Origin of the sequence: Streptomyces sp. NPDC005866 (genome assembly GCF_040629895.1) — a bacterium.
Taxonomy (GTDB): Bacteria; Actinomycetota; Actinomycetes; order Streptomycetales; family Streptomycetaceae; genus Streptomyces.
This window is the reverse complement of sequence record NZ_JBEXWP010000010.1, coordinates 13,815-36,248: the sequence shown is the minus strand read 5'-3', so window position 1 is coordinate 36,248 and position 22,434 is coordinate 13,815. Positions and strand designations below refer to the sequence as shown.

21 protein-coding genes are annotated in these 22,434 nt (G+C 71.7%); 14 read left to right on the top strand and 7 right to left on the bottom strand.

All coding sequences use genetic code 11. From position 1 onward, the window contains the following. Positions 1–20: 20 nt before the first annotated feature. The 12 genes from ABZ396_RS16660 to ABZ396_RS16605 all read left to right on the top strand — a co-directional run bounded on the left by ABZ396_RS16660 (position 21) and on the right by ABZ396_RS16605 (position 12,528). On the top strand, positions 21–1,046 hold the full coding sequence (locus ABZ396_RS16660; RefSeq protein ID WP_358918143.1) for a 2Fe-2S iron-sulfur cluster binding domain-containing protein: 1,026 nt from the start codon (positions 21–23) through the stop codon (positions 1,044–1,046). 40 nt (positions 1,047–1,086) lie between these two features. After that, complete coding sequence (locus tag ABZ396_RS16655; protein ID WP_358918141.1) at positions 1,087–2,217, top strand: aromatic/alkene monooxygenase hydroxylase subunit beta; 1,131 nt, start codon at positions 1,087–1,089, stop codon at positions 2,215–2,217. Then, entirely contained in the window at positions 2,214–2,567 is a 354-nt protein-coding gene (gene mimD / locus ABZ396_RS16650) for a propane 2-monooxygenase effector subunit MimD (protein ID WP_358918139.1), read from the top strand. Before ABZ396_RS16655 ends, mimD begins: the two co-directional genes overlap by 4 nt. A gap of 20 nt (positions 2,568–2,587) precedes the next feature. Further along, positions 2,588–3,592: an amidohydrolase family protein gene (locus ABZ396_RS16645; RefSeq protein WP_358918137.1), complete on the top strand. Its 1,005-nt coding sequence runs from the start codon at positions 2,588–2,590 to the stop codon at positions 3,590–3,592. Beyond that, the gene (locus tag ABZ396_RS16640) at positions 3,589–4,305 is read left to right on the top strand and encodes an iron-sulfur cluster assembly protein (protein WP_358918135.1); all 717 of its coding nucleotides are present in this window, start codon (positions 3,589–3,591) and stop codon (positions 4,303–4,305) included. Before ABZ396_RS16645 ends, ABZ396_RS16640 begins: the two co-directional genes overlap by 4 nt. Continuing rightward, complete coding sequence (locus tag ABZ396_RS16635) at positions 4,302–5,327, top strand: NAD(P)-dependent alcohol dehydrogenase (RefSeq protein WP_358918134.1); 1,026 nt, start codon at positions 4,302–4,304, stop codon at positions 5,325–5,327. Before ABZ396_RS16640 ends, ABZ396_RS16635 begins: the two co-directional genes overlap by 4 nt. 138 nt (positions 5,328–5,465) lie before the next feature. Beyond that, a complete protein-coding gene (groL, locus tag ABZ396_RS16630) occupies positions 5,466–7,118 on the top strand; it encodes a chaperonin GroEL (RefSeq protein WP_358918132.1) in 1,653 nt (550 codons plus the stop codon). 106 nt (positions 7,119–7,224) lie between these two features. Continuing rightward, entirely contained in the window at positions 7,225–8,565 is a 1,341-nt protein-coding gene (locus ABZ396_RS16625; protein ID WP_358918130.1) for an Nramp family divalent metal transporter, read from the top strand. A gap of 163 nt (positions 8,566–8,728) precedes the next feature. Beyond that, positions 8,729–9,676, top strand: a complete 948-nt coding sequence (locus ABZ396_RS16620) for an ATP-binding cassette domain-containing protein (RefSeq protein WP_358918128.1) — start codon at positions 8,729–8,731, stop codon at positions 9,674–9,676. Beyond that, complete coding sequence (locus tag ABZ396_RS16615) at positions 9,673–10,521, top strand: ABC transporter permease (RefSeq protein WP_358918126.1); 849 nt, start codon at positions 9,673–9,675, stop codon at positions 10,519–10,521. The genes ABZ396_RS16620 and ABZ396_RS16615 overlap by 4 nt, the downstream gene beginning before the upstream one ends. 52 nt (positions 10,522–10,573) lie before the next feature. Continuing rightward, complete coding sequence (locus ABZ396_RS16610) at positions 10,574–11,863, top strand: histidine kinase (protein WP_358918322.1); 1,290 nt, start codon at positions 10,574–10,576, stop codon at positions 11,861–11,863. Continuing rightward, complete coding sequence (locus ABZ396_RS16605) at positions 11,860–12,528, top strand: response regulator transcription factor (RefSeq protein WP_358918124.1); 669 nt, start codon at positions 11,860–11,862, stop codon at positions 12,526–12,528. Before ABZ396_RS16610 ends, ABZ396_RS16605 begins: the two co-directional genes overlap by 4 nt. Before the next feature lie 60 nt (positions 12,529–12,588). Here the strand turns inward: ABZ396_RS16605 and ABZ396_RS16600 are convergent, their stop codons facing one another. Genes ABZ396_RS16600 through ABZ396_RS16580 form a run of 5 tightly spaced genes read right to left on the bottom strand, consistent with a single transcriptional unit; the run spans position 12,589 to position 18,010 of the window. Continuing rightward, complete coding sequence (locus tag ABZ396_RS16600) at positions 12,589–13,323, bottom strand: response regulator transcription factor (RefSeq protein ID WP_358918122.1); 735 nt, start codon at positions 13,321–13,323, stop codon at positions 12,589–12,591. Between the two features lie 38 nt (positions 13,324–13,361). Continuing rightward, entirely contained in the window at positions 13,362–16,013 is a 2,652-nt protein-coding gene (locus ABZ396_RS16595; protein ID WP_358918121.1) for an FtsX-like permease family protein, read from the bottom strand. Further along, the gene (locus tag ABZ396_RS16590) at positions 16,010–16,672 is read right to left on the bottom strand and encodes an ATP-binding cassette domain-containing protein (RefSeq protein ID WP_358918119.1); all 663 of its coding nucleotides are present in this window, start codon (positions 16,670–16,672) and stop codon (positions 16,010–16,012) included. Before ABZ396_RS16590 ends, ABZ396_RS16595 begins: the two co-directional genes overlap by 4 nt. Next, entirely contained in the window at positions 16,659–17,375 is a 717-nt protein-coding gene (locus ABZ396_RS16585) for an ATP-binding cassette domain-containing protein (RefSeq protein ID WP_358918117.1), read from the bottom strand. The genes ABZ396_RS16590 and ABZ396_RS16585 overlap by 14 nt, the downstream gene beginning before the upstream one ends. Before the next feature lie 5 nt (positions 17,376–17,380). Then, positions 17,381–18,010, bottom strand: coding sequence for a hypothetical protein (locus ABZ396_RS16580; protein WP_358918115.1), 630 nt, complete (start codon positions 18,008–18,010; stop codon positions 17,381–17,383). A 147-nt stretch (positions 18,011–18,157) separates the two neighbouring features. Here ABZ396_RS16580 and ABZ396_RS16575 point away from each other — a divergent pair, with 147 nt between their 5' ends. Both ABZ396_RS16575 and ABZ396_RS16570 read left to right on the top strand, forming a co-directional pair. After that, entirely contained in the window at positions 18,158–19,456 is a 1,299-nt protein-coding gene (locus tag ABZ396_RS16575) for a HAMP domain-containing sensor histidine kinase (RefSeq protein ID WP_358918113.1), read from the top strand. Between the two features lie 62 nt (positions 19,457–19,518). After that, entirely contained in the window at positions 19,519–20,355 is an 837-nt protein-coding gene (locus ABZ396_RS16570) for a hypothetical protein (RefSeq protein ID WP_358918111.1), read from the top strand. Positions 20,356–20,384: 29 nt separating this feature from the next. Here the strand turns inward: ABZ396_RS16570 and ABZ396_RS16565 are convergent, their stop codons facing one another. Both ABZ396_RS16565 and ABZ396_RS16560 read right to left on the bottom strand, forming a co-directional pair. Next, positions 20,385–21,767 carry a HAMP domain-containing sensor histidine kinase gene (locus ABZ396_RS16565; protein WP_358918110.1) on the bottom strand — a complete coding sequence of 461 codons (1,383 nt, stop codon included), beginning with the start codon at positions 21,765–21,767 and terminating at the stop codon, positions 20,385–20,387. Continuing rightward, the gene (locus ABZ396_RS16560; protein ID WP_358918108.1) at positions 21,764–22,426 is read right to left on the bottom strand and encodes a response regulator transcription factor; all 663 of its coding nucleotides are present in this window, start codon (positions 22,424–22,426) and stop codon (positions 21,764–21,766) included. Before ABZ396_RS16560 ends, ABZ396_RS16565 begins: the two co-directional genes overlap by 4 nt. Positions 22,427–22,434 lie beyond the last annotated feature (8 nt).

The window sequence follows — 22,434 nt, the reverse complement described above, 5'->3', positions numbered from 1 at the left end:
CCCCGGAAGGACCGGTCCCTATGGGCGACAAACACCGCATCCGATTCGAACCGGTCGGCATCGAGATCGAGGCCGACGAGGACGAGACCGTCCTGGACGCCGCGTTCCGCCAGGGCCTGATGCTCATGCACGGCTGCAAGGAGGGCCAGTGTTCCTCCTGCAAGTCCTTCCTGCTCGACGGCGACCAGCAGATGGAGCGTTACTCCACCTTCGCGCTCGCCGACTACGAGAGCGAGGAGGGCTACGTCCTGCTGTGCCGGGTGCACGCCTACGGCGACCTCAGCGTCGAACTCATCAACTACGACGAGGAGATGCTCCTCAACGGCATCCCGCCACGCGAGGTCCGTACCACCGTATCCGCCGTCGAGCACGTCACACACGACATCGTCCGGCTGGCGCTCGCCCTCGATCCCGCCGACGAACTCCCGTACCGCACCGGCCAGTACGTCGACATCGAAGTCCCCGGCGCCGCCGAGCAGTGGCGCTCCTTCTCCATGGCCGGCCTGCCCGACGGCGGCGGTCTGGAGTTCCTGATCAAGCGTTATCCCGGCGGAGCGTTCTCCGGACTGCTCGACGGCACCCTTGCCCCCGGCGACCCGCTCACCGTCAAGGGCCCGTACGGCACCTGCGTGATGCGCGACGCGCCCGACCGTGACCTGATCCTCCTCGCGGGCGGTGCCGGCATGGCGCCGATCCTGGCCCAGCTGCGCGGCCTCGCGGCCACCGGCAGCTCCCGCCGCACCCGCTTCTACTACGGTGCCCGCACCGCACGGGACCTGTTCGCCCTGAAAGAGATCGGCGAACTCGGCGGCAAACTCGACGACTTCGCCTTCGTACCGGCCCTGTCCGAGGACCCCTCGGGCACGCACGAGCAGGGCCTGATCACCGACGTCGTCGACCGCCACGAGGGCGACCTCTCACACGCCGACGCCTACCTCTGCGGCCCGCCGCCGATGTGCGACGCCGCCCTGGAACTGCTCACCGGCAAGGGAATGCCCGAGGAGCGGATCTTCCTCGACAAGTTCACCACGTCCATCGACACCTGAGCCCTACCCGAACCCGATCCGACGCGAGGAGCCGTACGCGATGACCACCCAAGCCGACAAGCCCGCCGGGACCGAACGCAGCTTCCCCAAGCCGCAGTTCACCGACGCCGAGGCGGGAGCGCTCACCTTCCCCAGCTCCACCAGCCGCGCCTTCTCGTACTACAAGCCGCAGAAGATGCGGGCGACGATGTACGAGGACGTCACCTTCGACGTCCAGCCGGACCCCGAACGCCACCTCCTCCAGGGCTGGATCTACGGCTTCGCCGACGGCACCTCCGGCTACCCGCAGGACTGGACCGCCGTCAAGTCCTCCGACTGGCACCGCTTCCTCGACCCCAACGAGGAGTGGGAGCAGACGATCTACCGCAACAACGCCAACGTCGTACGGCAGGTGCAGCAGAACCTCGCGGGCGCCCGCAAGGCGCGTGCCTACGACCTGTGGACCCGGTCCTGGACCTCCTTCGTCGAACGGCACGTCGGCGCGTGGATGCACGCCGAACAGGGCCTCGGCATGCATGTGTTCGTCGCTGTCCAGCGTTCCGCTCCCACCAACATGATCAACAATGCGCTCGCGGTGAACGGCGCCCACAAGCTCCGCTTCGCCCAGGACCTCGCGCTGTACAACCTAGACATCGAGGAGCAGCTCGACGGCTTCGACGGTTCCGTCCACAAGGACGTGTGGCACAACGACCCGGCCTGGCAGGGCGTACGCGAGAACGTCGAGCGGCTCACCGCCGTGGCGGACTGGGCCGAGGCGGTGTTCGCCGCGAACGTCGTCTTCGAACCTCTCGTGGGCGAACTGTTCCGCAGCCATCTCGTCCAGCAGATCGCCGCCCGCAACGGCGACTACACCACGCCCACCGTGATGGGCGCCGGCGAGAACGACTACGACCGGGACCTGCGCTACACCCGCGCCCTGTTCACCCTGCTGCTGGCCGACGGCACCTACGGCGCCTTCAATCAGGCCCTCGCACAGGAGTGGCTGGAGCGCTGGGTGCCGGTGAGCCTCGACGCGGCGCGCCGGCTGCAGCCGCTGTGGTCACAGCCCACGGAGAAGCCCGTCCGCTTCGAGGACAGCCTCGACCGCGCCAAGGAGCGCTTCGCCCGCCTTGCCGAGGACCTGGGCCTGCGGACCCCCGAGGACCAGACGAGCGAGAGGAGCGCCCAGTGAGCACCCTTCCCCAGTCCTTCAGCGCGGACCACACCTCCTCCAACCGGTGTGGCGTGACGCTGATGAACAACCAGAACGGCCATGTCGTCGCCGACGTCATGCGCGCCAAGGAGAACGTGACGGTCACCGACTACCCGTCGATGATCCGCGTCGACGGTGAGCGGGTGCTGACCTTCGACTTCGACGAGATCTCCAAGGCCCTCGGCTTCGACTTCGACCAGTCCGACTTCGAGGAGATCATGTCCACCCACTACGGGCGCATGGTCCACCTCGACGACCGCACCGTCCTCTTCGCCAACCCCGAGGACGCCGCCGAATACATCGACTTCGACCTCACCCCGGTCGACTGACGTCCCCGAGGAGGAGACCCATGTACCGCAAGGACGGCGTCGACTACTTCATCGTCGACGGGCACATCCACTTCTGGGACGCGAGCGAGGAGAACACCGCCAACAAGTACGGCGAGGGCTTCATCCGCTGCTTCTACGACTACCAGCGCAACCTCAGCCCCCAGGAGTGGGTGTGGCCGCTGGAGAAGTTCCGGAAGTACACCGAACAGGACCTGGTCCACGACCTGTTCGAGACGGGGTACGTCGACTGGGGCATCTTCCAGCCGACCTACCTCAACGAGTTCTACCACCGCGGCTTCAACACCACCGAGACCAACGGGGTGCTGTCCCGCAAGTACCCCGACCGCCTCATCGCCAACGGCGCCTTCGACCCGCGCGAGGGCGAGGCCGGCCTGGAACGGCTGCGGCAGCTGCACGCCGAGTGGGACCTGCGCGGCGTCAAGCTCTACACCGCCGAGTGGCGCGGCTCCTCCAAGGGCTGGAAGCTGTCCGACCCCGAGGCGTACGAGTACCTGGCGCTGTGCGAGGAACTCGGCATCCGCAACATCCACGTCCACAAGGGCCCCACCATCTGGCCGCTGAACCGGGACGCCTTCGACGTCGCCGATGTCGACGACGCGGCCAGCGCCTTCCCGGGCCTGAAGTTCATCGTGGAGCACTCGGGGCTGCCCCGCCTGGAGGACTTCTGCTGGATCGCCACACAGGAGCCCAACGTGTACGCGGGCCTGTCGGTGGTCATGCCCTTCATCCACACCAGGCCCCGCTACTTCGCCAAGGTCATCGGCGAGCTGCTGTACTGGCTGGACGAGGACCGGATCGTGTTCGGCAGCGACTACGCGATCTGGAGCCCCAAGTGGCTCATCGAGAAGTTCGTCGACTTCCAGATCCCCGAGGACCTGCAGAGCGAGTACGGCACCCTCACCACCGACGCCAAACGGAAGATCCTCGGCCTCAACCACGCCCGGCTGTACGGTCTGAAGGTCCCCGAGAGCGCGCAGATCCCCACGCTCGGGGTGGCGGCATGACCACCGTCGCCGAGGCGGTCGACCGGGTCACCGCGGTCAACGAGGCCCTGGCCCAGGTGCTCGACCCGGAACTCGACCGGCCCATCACCGACCTCGGTTTCGTCCGGTCCGTCAGCGTCGGCCCCGACGGCTCGGTGGAGGCCCGGCTCCGGCTGCCGACGTACTTCTGCGCCCCCAACTTCGCCTGGCTGATGGTGGAGGACGCCCGGCGCGCCCTCGCCGGACTGTCCTGGACGGGGGTGTGCACGGTGGTCCTGGAGGACCACTTCGCCTCCGACGAGATCAACCACGGCGTCGGCTGCGGGAAGTCGTTCGACGAGGCCTTTCCCGGCCTCGCCGATGCCGACCGCATGGCGGAGCTGCGTGCCCAGTTCCTGCGCAAGGGGCACCTCGCGGCACAGTCGCGGCTCGGCAAACGGCTCCTCGAACACGGCTGGACCGTGCGGCAGCTGGCCGACGCCGTGCTGGGCGACCTGCCGGACCACCTCACGGTGACGGTTCGGCGCCGGCGCGCCCTGCTCGGCCTGCCCGCGGACGCGACGGCACCGCTGTTCACCGATGACGAGGGCCGCGCCGTACCGCCCATGGCCATGGAGCGGCACCTGCTGCGGGGCCGTACCGCCGGCGTCGGCATCGAGACCAACACCGAGTTCTGCGAAGGGCTGCTGGCCACCCGCTACGGACCCGGCCCCGGAGAGGAGGAAGCGTCATGAAGGCCGTACGACTGCACCAGTACGACCGCACACCCGAACTCGACGAGGTGCCGGACCCGGTCGTCAAGGGACCGCTCGACGTGATCGTGAAGATCGGAGGCGCCGGAGTGTGCCGCACCGACCTGCACATCATCGAGGGCCAGTGGCAGGAGAAGAGCGGAGTGGACCTGCCGTACGTGCAGGGACACGAGAACGCGGGCTGGATAGCCGAGGTCGGCTCGGCCGTCACCGGGCTCCAGCCCGGCGACCCCGTGATCCTGCACCCACTCGTCACCTGCGGACTGTGCGCGGCCTGCCGGCGCGGCGACGACGTGCACTGCGCGGCGAGTGCCTTCCCCGGGATCGACACGGACGGCGGGTTCGCCGAGTACCTGCGGACCAACGCCCGTGCCGTCGTCCCGCTCGATGCGGGGCTCGCCCCGGCCGACGTGGCCGCGCTCGCGGACGCGGGCCTGACCGCCTACCACGCGGCGAAGAAGGCCGCCCACAGGCTCGCGCCAGGAACGAAGGCCGTGGTGATCGGCGCGGGCGGCCTAGGACACATCGGCGTCCAGGTGCTGCGGGCCCTGACCCCGGCCGAACTGATCGTCGTGGACCGGTCGCCGCAGGCGCTGAAGCTCGCCGAGACGCTCGGCGCCCACCACACCGTCGTCGCCGACGGCAGCCAGGTCGAGCAGGTCGCCGACCTCACCGGCGGCCAGGGCGCCGAGGCAGTCCTCGACTTCGTCGGGGAGGGCGGCGCCCTGGAGGACGGGACACGGATGCTGCGCAGGGCCGGCGACTACTACGTCATCGGCTACGGCGGCACCCTGTCCGTGCCCACCATCGACATCATCTCCGCCGAGATCAACTTCGTGGGCAACCTCGTCGGTTCGTACACCGACCTCGTGGAACTGATGGACCTCGCGGCGCGCGGCCTGGTCACGCTGCACACCGTCACCTATCCGCTGACCGACTTCGACCGGGCCCTGGCAGACCTCGACCAGGGCCGGGTACGGGGGCGCGCCGTGCTCGTGCCCTGAGCCGTACCTCCCAAGCCGGTGGCGGCGGCCGATTCATCCGTGGACCCCCAGCACGGGGGTCGGCGCACCGCGGAGACCGTACCCCGGCCGCCGCCACCCCCTCCAGCACAGCCGTAGTCTCGAAGGGACGACAAAGCCATGGCGAAGGAACTGCGCTTCAACGCCGAAGCGCGCGCACTCCTGGAGAGCGGGGTGAACGCGCTGGCGGACGCGGTGCGCGTCACCCTCGGACCGAAGGGCCGCAACGCGGTCCTGGAGAAGCTGACCGGGCCGCCCACCATCACCAACGACGGCGTCACCATCGCCCGCGAGATCCAGCTCAAGGACCCCTTCGCCAACATGGGCGCGCAGCTCGTCAAAGAGGTGGCCACCCGGACGAACGGCGACGTGGGCGACGGCACGACCACCGCGACCGTGCTCGCCCAGGCGATCGTCCGCGAGGGGCTCAAGGCGGTCAACGACGGCGCGAATCCCGTGCTGTTGAAGAACGGCATCGAGACCGCCGTGGCGGCGGCCGTCGAGTCGCTCGGGGCCCAGGCCCGTCCGGTGGCCGGCGACGACGAACTCGTCCGGGTGGCCGCGCTGTCCGCCAACAACGACCCCGCGATCGGGGAGGCCATCGCCGAGGCCGTGGCCCGGGTCGGCCGCACCGGAGTGGTCACCGTGGAGGAGTCGTCGGCGTACGGGCTGAGCGTCGAGTACGCGGAGGGGCTGGAGTTCGACAACGGCTGGATCTCCCCGTACATGGTCACCGACCAGGGGCGCATGGAGGCCGTGCTGGAGAACCCGTACCTGCTCTACTGCGACACGAAGATCACCAAGGTGCAGGAGCTGATGCCGGTCCTGGAGCAGGTCACCCGCACCGGGTCCCCGCTGGTCGTCGTCGCCGAGAACGTCGATGGGCCGGCTCTCGGCATGCTCGTCACCAACGCGGCGCACGGCACGTTCCGTTCGCTGGCCGTGCGGGCTCCCGGCTTCGGCTTCCGGCGCATCGCCGAACTGGAGGACATGGCCGCGCTCACCGGCGGCCGGGTCATCACGGGCACCGCCGGCCGGACCCTGGAGGGCGTCACGCTCGGCGACCTCGGCCGGGCCGAGAAGGTCATCGCCACCGAGCGCTCCACCACCGTCCTCGGCGGAGCGGGCGGCGACCAGCGCGTGGCCGAACGCATCGAGAACCTCAAGACCGAGCTGGAGCGCACCACCAACGACCACGACCGCGACAAGCTCGGCGAGCGCATCGCCAAGCTGTCCGGCGGAGTCGCCGTCATCCGCGTCGGCGCCGCCAGCGGCGTCGAACTCAAGGAGAAGCAGATGCGGCTGGAGGACTCCCTCGCGGCGACCCGGGCGGCCGCCGAGGAGGGTGTCGTCGCGGGAGGGGGCTCGGCGCTGCTGCACGCGCGCGCCGACATCGATGCGCTCCCGCCGGCCGACGGCGACGCGGCGACCGGCCGCGCCATCGTCGCCAAGGCGCTGGCCGAACCCCTGCGCTGGATCGCCATCAACGCGGGGCTCGATCCCGAGGAGGCGGAGGTGCAGACCGCCGCCCTGCCGGTCGGCAGCGGACTGGACGCCCTACGCGGCGACTACGCCGACCTGCATCGGCGCGGGATCATCGACCCGGTCAAGGTCACGCGGAGCGCGCTGCTGAGCGCGGCGTCGATCGCGGCTCTGCTGCTGACGACGGAGACGTTGGTCGTCGAGGAGGTCATCGGGCACCCCGGCTCGATCCACTCCCCTGAGATCGGAGATCTCGCTGAGGGCCTGCCGCGGCCCTCCAACATTCCCTAGGGGGTGACCGCATCCCTTCCGTAATGGGGTGGCCCCTTCGCGTCTGCCCTGTACGCGCCTCTGAAGGGGCGCGTACCCCCTCCAGCGAGAAGGAGAGCAGCGCATCATGACGACCGAAGAGTCCGCAGCCCGGTCGGGACGGCTCACCCCCCGCCTCACAGCGGGCTCCGTCGGCCGCACTCCCGGCGAGCGGCGGCCCCCGCTGCGCTCGGGGCTGTCGTACACCCTGCTCGGACCCGCCTTCGTCGCCGCCGTGGCCTACGTCGATCCGGGGAACTTCGCCACCAACGTGCAGGCCGGCGCCACCTTCGGGCCCATGCTGCTGTGGGTGCTGCTCACCGCGAACGTCGTGGCGATGCTGCTGCAGTACCTCTCCGCCAAGCTGGGCGTCGCCACGGGGATGAGCCTGCCGCAACTGTGCCGCGCGCGCTATCGGCGACCGGTGGTGTGGGGGCTGTGGGCGCAGGCCGAGGCGGTCGTCGTGATGACCGACCTCGCCGAGGTGGTCGGCGGCGCGATCGCCGTCCAACTGCTGTTCGGCCTCCCGCTGTGGCTCGGCGGCGTGGTCGTCGGCACGGCGTCGCTGCTGCTCATGCCGATGAGGGGTCGCGGGCGTCGCCGCTTCGAGGTGCTGATGGCCGCAGGCCTGGTCTGTCTGCTCGCGCTCTTCCTCGGCCAGGTGCTCGGTGCCGGCGCCCCGCTCGCCACCGCCGCCGACGGGCTGACGCCACGGCTTTCCGGCGCCGACAGTCTGATGCTGGCCGGCGGCATCGTCGGTGCCACGGTCATGCCCCACGTCATCTATCTGCACTCGGCGCTCACCGGCGACCGCTACAGCCTGTCTCTGACTCCCGGCGCCGGCGGACCGCCCGACGACCCCGACCGGCCGCTGCGCCACCGCCTCCTGCGCCATGTGCGCGCGGACGTACTGATCGCCATGGGCCTGGCGGGCGCAGTGAACGTGGCTCTTCTGGTGTCGGCGGCGACGCTGTTCCACCCGGGCGCCCCCCAGGCCGGCGCATCGCTCGCCGCGGCCCACGACGCGTACGGCAGCCTCGTCGGCCAGGCCGCCGCCCTGGCCTTCGCGCTGGCCCTGCTCGTGTCGGGCCTGGCCGGCAGCAGCGTCGGCATGTACGCGGGCGAAGTGGTGATGGGCGGCTTCCTCGACCGCAGGATCCCCGTACTGCTGCGCAGGATCATCACCATCGCGCCCGCGGTCGCGGTCCTCGCCGCCGGCGCGGGCCCCACCCAGAGCCTGGTGCTGAGCCAGATCATCCTGTCCTTCGGTATCTCCTTCGCCCTGATCCCGCTGGTCCTGCTCACCAGTGACCGGTCCCTCATGGGCCGCTGGGTCAACCGGCGCAGGACCACCTACGCCGCCTGGATGGTGAGCGCGGTCGTGGTGGCTCTCAACGTGACCTTGCTGGGCAGCCTGTTCGCGGGCTGACCGCGCGGTGGGCGACGTGCTGACGGCTTGCGGTAGTACCCCGGTACCAGCCGTCCGGCACTGTTCAGCCCCCGGTACCACCGGATCCGGGGGGTCGCGGGCCTAGCGTTGATCAAGAGGCGTCAGGCATGCCGGACGCCGTGGTCCGAGAGAGAGAACGCGAATGATCGACGCACAGCAGCTCACCAAGAGGTACGGGGAGAAGACGGCGGTCGACGGTCTGGACTTCACCGTGAAGCCGGGCACGGTGACCGGCTTCCTCGGGCCCAACGGGGCGGGGAAGTCCACGACGATGCGCATGATCGTCGGGCTGGACGCGCCGACGAGCGGCTCCGTCACGGTGAACGGCGATCACTACGCCCGTCACCAGGCGCCGCTGCAGGAGGTCGGAGCGCTCCTGGAGGCGAAGTCGATCCACCCGGGCCGCTCGGCCTACAACCACCTCCGGGCGCTCGCGCTGACCCACGGCATACCTCGTCGCCGCGTCGACGAGGTGATCGAACTCGCCGGTCTCGGCAGTGTCGCGAAGAAGCGCGCCGGTGCCTTCTCGCTCGGCATGGGGCAGCGGCTCGGCATCGCGGCCGCGCTGCTGGGCGACCCCCAGACGGTGATGCTGGACGAGCCGGTCAACGGACTGGACCCGGAGGGCGTGCTCTGGATCCGCAATCTGCTGACGTCGCTCGCGGCCGAGGGGCGGACGGTGTTCGTCTCCTCGCACCTGATGAGCGAGGTCGCGCTGGTGGCGGACCACCTGATCATCGTCGGCCGGGGACGGCTGCTGGCCGACACGACCGTACGGGACCTGGTCCGCGAGGCGGGCGGCGACGCCGTGAAGGTCGCGACCCAGGACCCCGCCCGGCTGCGGGACGTGCTGGCCGGTCCGGGTGTGGAGGTCACCGGCCGCGTCGGCTCGGAGGAGCTGCAGGTCACCGGGATTCCCGCCCGCGAGATCGGGCTGAAGGCGGCCGAACACGGGATCCCGCTGTTCGAGCTGACCACGAAGGCGGTGTCGCTCGAGGAGGCATTCATGGAACTGACCAGGGACGCCGTGGAGTACCACGGCTCCACGACCGGCACCGGCACCACCGAGACCACCGGGAGCGCGGCATGAGCACCCTCACTGCGACCCCCGAGACCCCCGAGACCGCCCGGACCGTCGCGGCCCGGCCCGTCTACCGGGTGACAGGACGGCGCGTGCTGTCCTCGGAGTGGGCCAAGCTCTGGTCCCTGCGCTCGACCTGGATCACCCTGGGCCTGGGCCTGCTGTTCCTCGTGGCCTTCGGTGTCATCGCCGCGAGCCACTACAAGTCCGGGATCAACTCCGGCCACCAGGACCGCGACTTCGCCACCGCGACGGCCGTGAGCCTGTCCCTGTTCGGCACGAACTTCGCCCAGCTGGCCCTGGGCGTACTGGGCGTGCTGGTCATGGCGGGCGAGTACTCCACCGGCATGATCCGCTCCACCCTGGCCGCGGTGCCGCGCCGGCTCCCCGTGCTGTGGTCCAAGGCGGCGGTGTACGGGCTGGTCGCACTGGTGGTCGCCACCGTCGGCGCGTTCGTCGCATTCCTCATCGGCAGCCAGATCGTCTCGGGCACGCCCGCCGCCATGGGCCTCGGCCACGCCGGTGTCGTACGCAGCCTGCTGGGCGCCGGGCTCTACCTCGGCCTCGTCGGCGTGATCGGCACCGCCCTGGGCGCGGTGCTGCGGTCCGTGGCCGGCGGCATCTCGGTCCTGGTCGCCGCCCTCATGCTCGTACCCGGACTGATCTCCCTGCTGCCCAGCTCCTGGCAGGGTGACATCAACCCCTACCTCCCGAGCAACGCGGGCGAGTCGATGTTCGCCCTGACGCACGACTCCACCAGCCTGTCGCCCGCCGCCGGGCTCCTGGTCTTCGCCGGCTGGACGGCACTGGCGCTGGCCGGGGCGGCGTACCGGCTGCGGCGCAGCGACGTCTGAGCCCCTGCGCCCGCCTCATGGGCCGGACCCGCATCATGGGCTGGTGAACTCCGTGACTACCGAAGACCTCGGCGGGATGGCGCCGCTGGTCGCCCGGCTCAGCCGGGCCGGCCAGCGGCTCCGCCATGCCGACCAGGCCCGTCCGTGGGTGCTGGACACCGCGGTGGTGGTCCTGGTCTTCCTGATGTTCTGCCTGCCGGACCTGCTGCACGGGAGCGGCGCAGAAGGGGACGGCGAGGGCCCACGCCACTTCCGCCTGGCGTTCACCCAGCTGCCCCCGGCCGGCATGCTGGCCCTGCAGGCCGGGCTGGTGCTGCCGCTGCTGTGGCGGCGGAGGGCGCCAGCGGTGGCCTTCGGCGCCGTCACGGCAGTGTTCGTCCTGCAGTGGTCTCTCGGCGCCGCACTCCGCGCGGACGTCGCCCTCTTCGTGGCCCTGTACAGCCTGGCGCTGCACGGGCGGCTACGGCAGCTGCCGTGGGCCTGCGCCGCCATGGCGGGCGCGCTGGGCCTGGTCGCGGTACGCGTCTCGGCGGCGGTGTCGATCTGGGACGCGCTCTTCTTCCTCCTCAGCACGGCGACCGCGGCCCTCGCGCTCGGCCTGATGATCCGCATCCGGCGGGCTCAGCTGGCCGGGCTGCGGGATCGCGCGGCCCGGCTGGAGACAGAGCGCGACCAGCGCGGCAGGCTCGCCGTCGCGGCCGAACGGGTACGGGTCGCCCGCGAGATGCACGACATCGTCGGCCACAACCTGTCCGTCATCATCACGCTCGCCGACGCCGGCGCGTATGCCACGGCCGTCGCTCCGGAACGGGGCAGGGAGGCCCTGCACCTCATCGGCGACACGGGCCGCCAGGCACTGAGCGAGCTGCGGCGCGTCCTCGGCGTGCTCCGCGAGGCGGACGGCCCGCGCACCGAGCCCGAGCTGAGCCCGCAGCCCGGTCTCGCGGACATCGAGGCGCTGTGCGAGGGGGTGCGCGCCGCCGGCCTGGAGGTCGTCTACCGCACCGCCGGTGACGTCGAAGCCCTCGACGACGGGGTGCAACTGGCCGTCTACCGCATCGTGCAGGAGGCTCTGACGAACACCCTGAAGCACGCGGGCGCCGGCACTCGTGCGAACCTGGCGGTCGTCGTGGCGGACACGCGGCTGACCATCACCGTCCAGGACTCCGGCCCGCCCGCCCCGGCCGGCCCGCGCGGACCGGCCAACGAGGAAGGACACGGTCTGGTGGGTATGCGTGAACGAGCGGCCCTGTACGGCGGACACGTCAGCGCCGGTCCCGCCGGTGCGGGATGGGCGGTGCGGGCCGCGCTCGACCTGACTCCCCAGGGCGGTGCCCGATGACCACCGTCCTCGTCGTGGATGACCAGCCGCTCCAGCGCTACGGCTTCCGCATGCTCCTCGACTCCGTGCCCGAGACGGAGGTGGTCGGCGAGGCCGCGCACGGGGCCGAAGCGGTGCGCAAGACCGCCGAACTCCGCCCTGACGTCGTCCTCATGGACGTACGCATGCCGGGCATGGACGGCATCGAGGCCACGCGTCGTATCGTCGCCGCCGGCGACCGCTCCCGCGTCCTCGTCCTGACCACCTTCGACCTCGACGAGTACGTCCACGCGGCCCTGCGCGCCGGAGCCAGCGGCTTCCTCCTCAAGGACGCCCGCCCCGAGGAACTCCTCGCGGGCATCCGCGCCGTGGCCGTCGGGGACGCCGTGATCGCGCCCGCACTCACCCGCCGACTGCTCCACGAGTTCGCCCGGCTGGTACCGCCCCGCCCCGGCGGCTCCGAGGAGGACCCCAGACTGAGCAGGCTCACCGACCGCGAACGGGAGATCCTCGTCGCCATCGGCAAGGGCTGGACCAACGGCGAGATCGCCACCCGCTTCGTCGTGTCGGAGTCCACGGTGAAGACCCACGTCGGCCGCGTCCTCGCCAAGATCGGCGCACGCGACCGCATCCAGGCGGTGATCTTCGCCTATGACCAGGGCCTGGCCCGGCCGCAGGCGAGCTGAGCCGGCGAGCCAGGCCAGGCCTTGGCAGCGCGAATAAGAGATCCACCGCACGGCACGAGGTCACGTCTCCAGGCGGTAGCCGTGCCCCCGCAGCGTGGTGATGCGGGGCAGACGGCTGGGGCCGGGACCCGTCTCGGCGGCCTCGGCGAGGCGGCGGCGCAGGCCCGCCATGGTGACGTCGAGGGTCTTGGTGGACCCGAACCAGTTCTCGTCCCAGACCTCGGCCATCAGGGTCTCCCGGGAGACGGCCTCGCCCGCGTGCCGCGCGAGCAGGGCGAGGAGCTCGAACTCCTTCGGGCGCAGCGGCACCTCCTCGTCGTGCAGGTGGCACCGGCGTGCCACCGGGTCGAGGACGAGGTCGCCGAGGGGGATCGGCTGCTTCTGGGCGGGCGCGCCGAGGGTCCGGCGGCGCAGATGGGCGCGCAGGCGGGCCAGCAGGACCGTGAGACTGAAGGGCTTGACCAGGTAGTCGTCGGCGCCGGCGTCCAGGCCCGCGATGATGTCGATGTCGTCGGTGCGGGCCGTGAGGACCACGATCAGGAGGTCCCGGAAACGGCCGCGCAGGCTCCGGGCGACATCGAGGCCGTCCATGTCGGGCAGACCGAGGTCCAGGAGCAGGGCGTCGTAGGGGGCGGCCCGGGTGGCCTCGGTCAGGGCGGCGGCGCCGGTGCGTCTCCAGGCGGTGGTGTAGCCGTTTCCGCGCAGGCCCGTCTCCAGGTGGTGGCCGATGACGTCGTCGTCCTCCACCACGAGGACACGGAAACGGCTGCTGTCCGGTGCGGTGAGCGTGCCCATGGCGGACAGGGTAGAAGACTCCCTCCCCGTCCGCCGGTTCACAGGTCACGCAGTTCCTCGATGGCCGGGCGCCGGGCCCGGCGGATGCCGTTGAGGGACGCCGCCAGTATGGCGATCAGGGCGGCCAGTGCGGTGAGCGCCAGGTAGGAGCCGGGCACGGCCAGGACGGCGGGCGGCGGGTCGAAGACACCGGTGAGGACCTTGACCAGCATCTCCGACAGGCCCCAGCCGATGAGGGCGCCTCCGGCCAGGCCGGCGAAGGCCAGGAGCAGGGCCTCGGTGAGGACCATGCCGCGCAGCTGGCGTGTCCGGGCGCCGAGGACGGTGGCGATGGCGAAGGTGCGGCGGCGTTCGGCGAGTCCGAGGGCGAGGACGAGCCCGCCTGCCCCGGCGGCCAGCAGGACGGCGAAGGCCAGCTCGATACGGGTCAGTCCGGCCAGGTCGACGGAGGTCAGGCTGGTGCCGACGGTGCCCCGGGTCTGGGTGAGGTCGGTGACCGTGGCGCTGGTGCCGACCTTCGTCCGCACCTGTGCGGCGACCTGCTTCTGGTGGGTGCCGCCGGTGTCGAGGAGGAAGGCGCCCACCGCGTCACTGCCGGTCGCCTTGGCGATGTACGAGGCGTTGGCGATGAAGAAGCTGTCCTTGGGGGCGGTGGGGAACTCCTTGGCGATGCCGGCGTAGTGGAAGGGGACGGTGCGCAGGGCCTTGGTACGGGCGTCCTGGATGCGCAGGTTGACGGTGTCGCCGGGGGAGAGCTGGAAGTCGCTGACGGTCTCGGAGCTGACCAGCAGGCTGTCGGGGCGCTGGGCGAGCCGCTGCATGAGCTGCTGGGCGGTGCCGCCGGCGAAGTAGGCGTCCTGGAGGGAGGTGGCCTGTGCGACGGTGTCGGGGCGGACGCCGTAGAGGTCCTGGAGGTCGGAGCCGACGTAGGCGAAGCGGTGCTGGACGGGTTCGACGTGCTGGACGCCGGAGACCCGCAGCGGTGTTCCGGCGCTGGGTGAGACGCGGGCGCCGGGCGGTTCGGTGACCGTGACGTCGGCGCCGTTGGTCAGCCGGGCGTCGACCTCGGCCTGCTGCTGGTAGGTGGAGTTGAAGACGGCGGTGGACACCGCGAAGGACACGGCGAGGGCGAGCAGGACCACCGCGCGGGCGAGCGGGCGGCGGCGCCGGGCGAGGGTGGCGGCGGTGGTGCCGGCGAGGCTCGCGGTCAGCGGGCGGGCCAGGCGGGCGAGCGCGGGGCGGCCGTGGGCCAGGGCCAGCAGCATGAGCCGCCACAGGAGGAGGGCGGCGCCGAGCCACAGCAGCGCGGGGCCGAGGAAGGCCCAGTACGACACCGAGATGCTGGGCACCCCCTCCGGGGCGAGGACCAGGGCGTACTGGTTGCCGGACGAGGCACGGAAGATCAGCCACGAGCCGATCAGCAGCGCGAAGTCCAGGCCGTACCGCGCCCACCAGGGGCTGCGGGTGCCGCGCGCGCCGGACTCCTTGCGGGTGTCGGCGACGGTCACCGTGCGCAGATCGCGCAGCGCGGGGACGAGGACGGCGCCGGCGGCCACCGCGGCTCCGAGGACGAAGGCGATGCCGTACCAGAGCACCCAGGTGCCGGCACTCGTCCCGAACGACGCGGTACCGAAGGCGAGGCGCCCGGTCAGCGCGGCGATGCCGATTCCGGCCAGGCCACCCAGCAGGCCGGTCAGCGTCGCCTCCACACCGGCGAGAGCGGTGATCTGGCCGGGGCGCAGTCCGCGCAGCCGCAGCAGCCCCTGCTCCTGGCGGCGCCGCTCACCGCCGGCGGAGGCGACCGCGACGGTCAGCGCGGCGGCCAGGACCGCGCCGGGGACACCGAGGAAGAGGAAGAGGATCTGGGCGTAGAGGGCGTCCTGCCGGGCGGAGTCGAGTGCGGCTCCGACGTTGTTGCCGACGAGCGCGGTACCGGCGGAGCGGGCCTCCAGGTTGTGGGCGGCGCCGGTGACGGAGGTGAAGGCGGCCGACGGATCGGTGGGCAGGCGCGTGGTGTCGCGGGCAACGTGGATCTGGGTGGTGGTACCGGTGGAGCCCTGCGTGAGCGCGGCGAACCGGGCGGCGGGCAGGAGGACGACGTTGTCCGGGGGCGCGGCCGGCTGGGACTGGCTGGGGGCGCCCACCGTCTGGAAGAGGGAGTCGGCCTGCGGCAGGTCGACCACACCGTCCACCTTCACCTGCCGCGCTCCGACCCCCGGCAGCCGGACGGCGATGGTGTCGCCGGGGGCGGCATGCAGGTTGGAGGCGGTCTGCTGGGCCAGCAGAACACCGGTGGAGGAGCCGGTGAGCGTGCGGATCGCGTCGGGGAACATGCTGCGGTAGGTGTCGGGCAGACCGAGGGCCACGCCCGGACCCGTGGTCTGGGTGCTGCCCTGCACCTGGGCGGTGAAGCCGGTGGTACGGGCGAAGCCGACGGGTGCGGCGGCCCCGGTGCCGGGGGTCTTGCGCACCAGCGACAGCACGCTGTTCGGGTCGGCACCGGGCTGCACCTGGACCTGCCAGTCGACGGCGACCGAGCGCAGCGCGCGCTGGGTCATGGTCGCCTTCGACGCGGTGAGGAAGGAGCCGAGGGCCGCGACGAGCGCGACCGCGAGCGCGATCCCGGCCACGGCGGCCATCAGCCGTCCGGTGCGGTGACGGGCCAGGCCGCGTGACCAAGCGGTGATCATGACGCCTCCTCGGGCGCGAGCAGTCGGCCGTCGCGCATGGTGCGCCGGGTGGTGAGGCGCGCGGCGATGGCGGGGTCGTGGGTGGTGACGACGAGGGCGGCACCGGCGTGGTCGGCGGCTGTCAGCAGGGCGTCCAGTACCCGGCCACCGGTGACGTGGTCGAGGCGGCCGGTCGGCTCGTCGGCGAGGATCAGGCGCGGCGCCTGGGCCAGGACCCGGGCGGCGGCCACGCGCTGGGCCTGGCCGCCGGAGATCTCCTCGGGCAACCGGTCGGCCAGGTCGCCGACGTCCACCAGGGCGAGCGCGATCAGCGCGGCTTCCCGCGCCTCGGGTTCGGGCCGGTCGGCGAGGACCAGGGGCAGGGCGGTGTTCTCGGCCACGCTCAGGGCGGGGATCAGGCTGTCGCCCTGGAAGACGAGACCGATGTCGTACGGGCCCAGGGAGTCGGCCCGTGTGACGGTGCCGCTGGTGGGTTGCTCCAGCCCGGCCAGGAGGTGCAGCAGCGAACTCTTCCCCGACCCGGAGGGGCCGACGATGGCGAGCCGATCACCGGCCCCGATCTCGATGTCGGCTCCGTGCACGGCCACGACTGCCTGGGGGCCGCGCCCGAAGGTGAGTGCCGCGTTCCGGCAGGCGACCAGGGGCTCATCCATTGCCATGGCGCGCCTCCTCCACGGGTGAGTCTTCCGCCGACGCGCTGTCCGTCTTGCCGTCGGCCAGGCCGACGACCCGGTCGGCGGCGCGTACGGCCGCCGCGCTGTGGGTGACGATCAGCACCGCGCAGCCGCGGGCGGCCTGGTCGCGCAGCAGGGTGAGCACCATCTGTTCCGTCTCGCTGTCCAGTTCGCCGGTCGGTTCGTCGGCCAGCAGTACGTCGGGGGAGTTGGCCAGCGCCACGGCCAGCCCGGCGCGGGCCAGTTCACCGCCGGACAGCTGCCGGGGCAGGGCCTGCGTCCGCCCGGCGAGACCGACCTGGCCGAGCAGCTCGTGCGCCGCGACGGCGGGCCGGCCCGCGGCCGCCCGCTGGGCCAGCCGGATGTTGTCGCGGACGGTCAGGTGGGGCAGCAGGTTGCGGCTCTGCAGCAGCACCCCGATGTGCCGGGCCCGCAACCGGGCCCGTTCGGTCTCCGGCCGATGGCTGATCCGTACGTCGCGTACGTGCACATCACCGCCGGAAGGCTCGTCCAGCCCGGCCAGACAGGCCAGCAGGGTCGACTTGCCCGACCCGGACGGCCCGACCACGGCGAGGGTCTCGCCGCGCCGTACCCGCAGGGACACCCCGCGCAGTGCGAGCGTCTCCTCCTCGCCGGCCCGGTAGAAGCGGTACAGCTCGCGGGCGGTGAGGACGGTCTCGTCCGTCATGGTGATCACCGCCACGCCATGGAGTCGCTGATGATGCGCCAGGGGTCGACGTTGTCGGCGTTGACCGGCCCGGACAGGGTCAGGTCCACCTCGTGACCGGAGCGCTGGAAGGCGTACCGTTCGAAGGCCTCCCGCACCACCTTCCCGGTGACCGGGTCCTTCGCCGAATCCCCCTGGTAGGCCAGCAGGACGGCGTGGCCGCCGTGCCGGGTCACCTCGGACACCTTGGGTGCGGCGAACTTCGGGACCTGTGACTGCAGGCGCGGGACGACGGTGCTCGTCACCGAGCCGACCGTGGGCGCGGTGGACGCGTTGGCCGTCTCGATCCGTACGGTGTTCAGCTTGTCCGTGAACACCGTCGCGCCGGCCTGCTGGGTACGGGCCCACCCCTCGGGCACCTTCACGGTGAAGCCGGATCCGCTGAAGGGGACGTATGCCTGGTTGTCGGGGATGTCACCGGGCGGGTTGGACTCGGTGGGCGCCGCGTTGTTCTGCGCGCCCTGGGCCGAGGACGTCGACGAACCAGGGGGCGCGGCCCCCTTGGCGGCCGGCGAGCCGGATCCCGAACAGCCTGCGGTCGCCGCCGCGACGACCACCAAGCCGACGATCACGGACGTCCGTGTGTGTGTTGCCATGTCCACTGCCCTCCAGCGAGCCCTCGGACGGTTGTGCAGCTGACGCTAGGAGCAGCCCGGTTAACGCCCCGCTCGCCGATGGTTAGACGACGGCAAAACGTGTGGCGCACGGGGTCGGGGCGGCCGCTGGGACCGCATGATGAGGGCATGAGACAGCGCGTGGTGCGAGTCGCCGTCGTCGCCGCCCTGGTCGCCGTCGTCCTCCTCGCCTTCCCTCTGGCCCTCGCGATCCGCTCCGCCCTGTACGCCGATCAGCGCGACACCCTGGAACGGGCCGCCCTGGCCGGGGCCGTGCGCGTGAGCCCGGACTACGCGGTCGGCGACCCCGTGGAACTGCCCGCACCCCCGGCCGGCGGGAGCCTCGGCCTGTACGACCCACAGGCGCGGCTGCGTGCGGGCAGCGGCCCCGCGACCGCCGACGCCCCGGTCCGCCGCGCACTCGGCGGTGCGGCCGTCCGGACCAGGTCGGGCGGCGACCTGGTCGTCGCCGTGCCCGTCGCGCACGCCGAGCGCGTGATCGGTGTCGTACGGGCGTCGTCCCCGGCCGCCGTGGTACGCGACCGGGTCCTCTTGGCGTGGGCGGCACTGCTGGGCGTGGCCGTGGTGGCGCTGGCCGTCGCCGTCCTCGTCGCCCGCCGGCAGGCACGTGCCCTGGCCGCGCCGCTGGAGGACCTCTCCCGGCACTGCCGAGCCGTCACCGAAGGACACCTGAACGCCCGCGCGGCCCCCAGCAGCATCGCCGAGATCGACCAAGTCGCCCGCACTCACAACGAGATGCTGTACAGCCTGTCCGAACTCCTGCGCCGGGAAAGCGACTTCACCGCCAACGCCTCCCACCAGCTCCGTACACCCCTGGCCGGCCTTCAGCTCACCCTGGAGTCCGGCCTGGAACAGGACGACGACCTCCGGCTGCGCCCCGTCCTCGCCGAGGCCCTCGCCGCCACCCGCCGACTGCACCGCACGGTGGAGGAGGTCCTGCGCCTGTCCAAGTCCACCGCTCTGCCCGGGACCGGCGCGGCCGACCGTCCCCTGGGGCACGTGCTGCATGCCACGGAAGAACGCTGGCACGGACCGTTCGCCCAGGTCGGCCGGCGCTTCGAGTGTCTCGCCCGGGATGTGCCGGAGGACATCCCTGTTTCCGGCGGACCCGTCACGGAGATCCTCGACATCCTGCTGGACAACGCCCGCGTCCACGGCCTCGGTACCGTCCGCCTGGTCGTACGCGACCTCGACGACGCCCTCGCCTTCGACGTCACCGACGAGGGCCGGGTGCACGGTCCGGCGGGGCGGCTGTTCGACCGCGGTCACACCGGCGGCGCCGGAACAGGCATCGGCCTCGCGCTCGCCCGCGACCTGGCGGTCTCCCTCGGCGGCCGGCTCTCCCTGACCGGCAGCGCTCCGACCACCTTCACCCTGCTCGTCCCGGTCCGCCGCGAGGGAACGTGAGGACCGGGTGATGCGAGGGCAGTCAGGACGTGTTCAGGCGGAGAGTGGCACGGTCGGGCACCATGACCAACGAAACGTCCGAGAACCCACTGCTTCCGGCGACCGGCGAGGCGGTCCCCTCGCGTCACCGGGTGCGCTGGAGCAAGGTGCCAGAAGTCACCCTCTACTTCTGGATCATCAAGGTGCTGTGCACGACGGTCGGCGAGACCGCGGCCGACCTGCTGAACCAGAAGGCCGGTCTGGGGCTGACCGGGGTGTCGTTGCTGATGAGTGCCCTGCTGGCCGTCGTGCTGGTGGTCCAGTTCCGCACACGCGCCTACCGGGCGGACGTGTACTGGCTCGCCGTGGCGCTGATCAGCGTCGTCGGCACGCTGATCAGCGACAACCTCACCGACAACTTGGGCGTGCCCCTGGAGACGAGCACCACGGTCTTCGCGATCATCCTCGCGATCGTGTTCGTCGTCTGGTACCGGCGCGAGCAAACCCTGTCCATCCACCACATCGACACCACCGGCCGCGAGGCCTACTACTGGCTGGCGGTCCTCTTCACGTTCGCCCTGGGCACCGCCGCCGGTGACCTGGTCTCCGAGCGCCTGGACCTCGGGTACTGGCTGTCCGCCGTGCTGTTCGCGGTGGCCATCGCCGCGGTGGCCATCACGCACTTCGCGCTGGGTCTGGACGCCGTGTGGAGCTTCTGGATCGCCTACATCCTCACCCGCCCGCTGGGCGCTTCCATCGGCGACTACCTCTCCCAGCCCACGGGTGACGGCGGACTCGGTCTGGGTACCGCCGTGACCAGCGCCCTGTTCCTCGCGGTGATACTCGCGCTGGTCGTCCACCTCTTCGTCACCCGCAAGGACGTCTCAGAACCGGCGCAGGTGACCGGAGGAACGGCCTGATCCGCGGGAGCGTGTGGCCAAGGAACCGGTCAGGCGGCGGGCAGGCTGACCGTGAACCTGGCCCCGGGGGTGTGGGCGGGGTCGTAGGACACGTCACCGCCGACGGACCGGGCCAGGCGTCGTGCAAGGGGCAGGCCGAGGCCCGCACCGTCGTGGCCGTCGCCGTCGTCGGCGCGTCGGCCGGGCTGGAACAGCTCGCCGACGAACGCTTCCGGCACGCCGGGGCCGTCGTCGACCACGTCGATCCGCACGGTGCCGGGCACCCGCCGTACGGCGACGTTCACGTCGGAGCGCGCGTAGCGGGCGGCGTTGGCGAGCAGGGGGCTGACGATGCGTTCGAGGAGAGCGGGGGCAACCCCTGCCTCCACACCCGGGACACCGGGCCCGACGGTGGCCTTCACGGCATCCGGCATGTCGAGGCGCTGGATCACGCGGTCCAGGAGACCGACGACATCGGTCGTCTCTGCGGTCGCGGACGGGTTCAGCGCGTTCTCGCGGGCTTCGGTCAGGAGCGTGTCGCAGATGGAGCGCATGGACTGGGCGGCCTCGGCGATCACTTCGTGCGTCGCACGGGTCTCGGCGTCCGTGCGCGGGCGGGCCCGCCACCAGTCGAGTTCGATGATGATCCGGGTGAGTGGCGTGCGCAGTTCGTGGGACAGCTCGCCGGTGAGTTGCTGTTCGTGGCGCAGCACGGTGCGGATGCGGTCCAGGAGCGCGTCCAGCGAGGCACCGAGGCGGGCGAGTTCGGCCGGGTGCGCGTCGGCGCCGAAGCGGTCGTCGGAGCCCACGGCGCTCCACTGGGTGGCCTGGTCGGTCATCGTCCGCACCGGGCGCAGCGCCCGGCCGACGGCCAGTCGCGTGAGCAGGTAGGTGCACGCGAGCATGAAGGCGTCCAGGATCAGTGATCCGCTCAACAGGGTGTCGGCCGAACTGCGGTACGGGCCGAGGTCCAGGGCGGTGACGACCGTCGCGGCGGCGTGGCGGCCGGTCAGCGGCCGGGAGCACAGGCGGACGGGCTGGTCACCGTGGGCGTGCGAGGTCGTACACGCCGGCGTGCGCTGTGCGGCCAGCCGGTCGGCGGTCCTGGCCAGCGGGCTGCGAGGAGTCGTCGACGGGGGTTTTTCGAGCAGCCGGGTGCCGGCGTAGATCCACACGTTCGTGTCGAGGAGACCGTCGTTGGCGGTTTCCACGACGCGTACCTGGCGGCCGCCGGTGTCCACGGTCGTGGCCACGGCGGCAGCCCGACTGCGCAGTTCGTCGTCCGCCTGGTGCTGGAGGTGACGGCTCATCGCCACGTTGAACACCACGGTCAGGACGGTCATCAACAGGGCGGCGGTGGTCAGTGCGACAAGGGAAAGGCGTCCGCGCAGGGTGCGCGGCGTCAGGCGGCTCAGGACACGGCCCGGGCTCATGACAGGTGGTGTCCGATTCCGCGTGCAGTGCCGATGGTGAGCGTGCTGCCGGCCTCGCGCAGCTTGCGTCGCAGCCGCGTCAGGTACTGGTCCAGAGTGTTGTCGCTCACGTGCGCGCCTTGGGGCCAGGCCGCTCTGGTCAGCTCGCGACGGGCCACGGTGGATCCGGCCGCGGCGACGAGCGTGGCGAGCAGCCGGAACTCCGTGGGGGTCAGGGCGACGCGGATGCCGTGCACGGTGGCGCTGTGCCCGACGGCGTCCAGGACGAGGTCCCCTGCCGTGGCCGTCGAAGCCGGCGCGGTTCGTCTGAGGGCGGCTCTGAGCCGCGCGGCGAGTTCGGCGAGGTGGAAAGGCTTGGGCAGGTAGTCGTCGCCGCCGGCGGAGAAGCCGGACAGCCGGTCGGTGAGCTGGTGCCGGGCGGTCAGGAAGATCACGGGAGCGAGGAAGCCGTTGGCGCGCATCGCCTGGCACACGTCCCGGCCGTCCGCGTCGGGGAGTCCGATGTCCAGGACGGCCGCCGCGACGTCGGCGGAGGCCAACCGGAGGGCGGTCGAGCCGTCGGCGGCCAGGACGGGGGCGTAGCCCTCCTCGGACAGGCCACGACGCAGCACATCGCGCAGGGCGTGGTCATCCTCAACGACCAGAATCTTGTGGCACATGATCTTCC

Bases quoted from the DNA above. Each gene is read 5' to 3' on its own strand.
- ABZ396_RS16640 (WP_358918135.1), top strand. From the start codon at position 3,589: ATGACCACCGTCGCCGAGGCGGTCGACCGGGTCACCGCGGTCAACGAG.
- ABZ396_RS16625 (WP_358918130.1), top strand. From the start codon at position 7,225: ATGACGACCGAAGAGTCCGCAGCCCGGTCGGGACGGCTCACCCCCCGC.
- ABZ396_RS16605 (WP_358918124.1), top strand. From the start codon at position 11,860: ATGACCACCGTCCTCGTCGTGGATGACCAGCCGCTCCAGCGCTACGGC.
- ABZ396_RS16655 (WP_358918141.1), top strand. From the start codon at position 1,087: ATGACCACCCAAGCCGACAAGCCCGCCGGGACCGAACGCAGCTTCCCC.
- ABZ396_RS16585 (WP_358918117.1), bottom strand. From the start codon at position 17,375: ATGACGGACGAGACCGTCCTCACCGCCCGCGAGCTGTACCGCTTCTAC.
- ABZ396_RS16645 (WP_358918137.1), top strand. From the start codon at position 2,588: ATGTACCGCAAGGACGGCGTCGACTACTTCATCGTCGACGGGCACATC.
- ABZ396_RS16580 (WP_358918115.1), bottom strand. From the start codon at position 18,010: ATGGCAACACACACACGGACGTCCGTGATCGTCGGCTTGGTGGTCGTC.
- ABZ396_RS16570 (WP_358918111.1), top strand. From the start codon at position 19,519: ATGACCAACGAAACGTCCGAGAACCCACTGCTTCCGGCGACCGGCGAG.
- ABZ396_RS16560 (WP_358918108.1), bottom strand. From the start codon at position 22,426: ATGTGCCACAAGATTCTGGTCGTTGAGGATGACCACGCCCTGCGCGAT.
- ABZ396_RS16565 (WP_358918110.1), bottom strand. From the start codon at position 21,767: ATGAGCCCGGGCCGTGTCCTGAGCCGCCTGACGCCGCGCACCCTGCGC.
- ABZ396_RS16615 (WP_358918126.1), top strand. From the start codon at position 9,673: ATGAGCACCCTCACTGCGACCCCCGAGACCCCCGAGACCGCCCGGACC.
- ABZ396_RS16620 (WP_358918128.1), top strand. From the start codon at position 8,729: ATGATCGACGCACAGCAGCTCACCAAGAGGTACGGGGAGAAGACGGCG.
- ABZ396_RS16600 (WP_358918122.1), bottom strand. From the start codon at position 13,323: ATGGGCACGCTCACCGCACCGGACAGCAGCCGTTTCCGTGTCCTCGTG.
- ABZ396_RS16635 (WP_358918134.1), top strand. From the start codon at position 4,302: ATGAAGGCCGTACGACTGCACCAGTACGACCGCACACCCGAACTCGAC.
- ABZ396_RS16590 (WP_358918119.1), bottom strand. From the start codon at position 16,672: ATGGCAATGGATGAGCCCCTGGTCGCCTGCCGGAACGCGGCACTCACC.
- groL (WP_358918132.1), top strand. From the start codon at position 5,466: ATGGCGAAGGAACTGCGCTTCAACGCCGAAGCGCGCGCACTCCTGGAG.
- ABZ396_RS16575 (WP_358918113.1), top strand. From the start codon at position 18,158: ATGAGACAGCGCGTGGTGCGAGTCGCCGTCGTCGCCGCCCTGGTCGCC.
- ABZ396_RS16660 (WP_358918143.1), top strand. From the start codon at position 21: ATGGGCGACAAACACCGCATCCGATTCGAACCGGTCGGCATCGAGATC.
- ABZ396_RS16595 (WP_358918121.1), bottom strand. From the start codon at position 16,013: ATGATCACCGCTTGGTCACGCGGCCTGGCCCGTCACCGCACCGGACGG.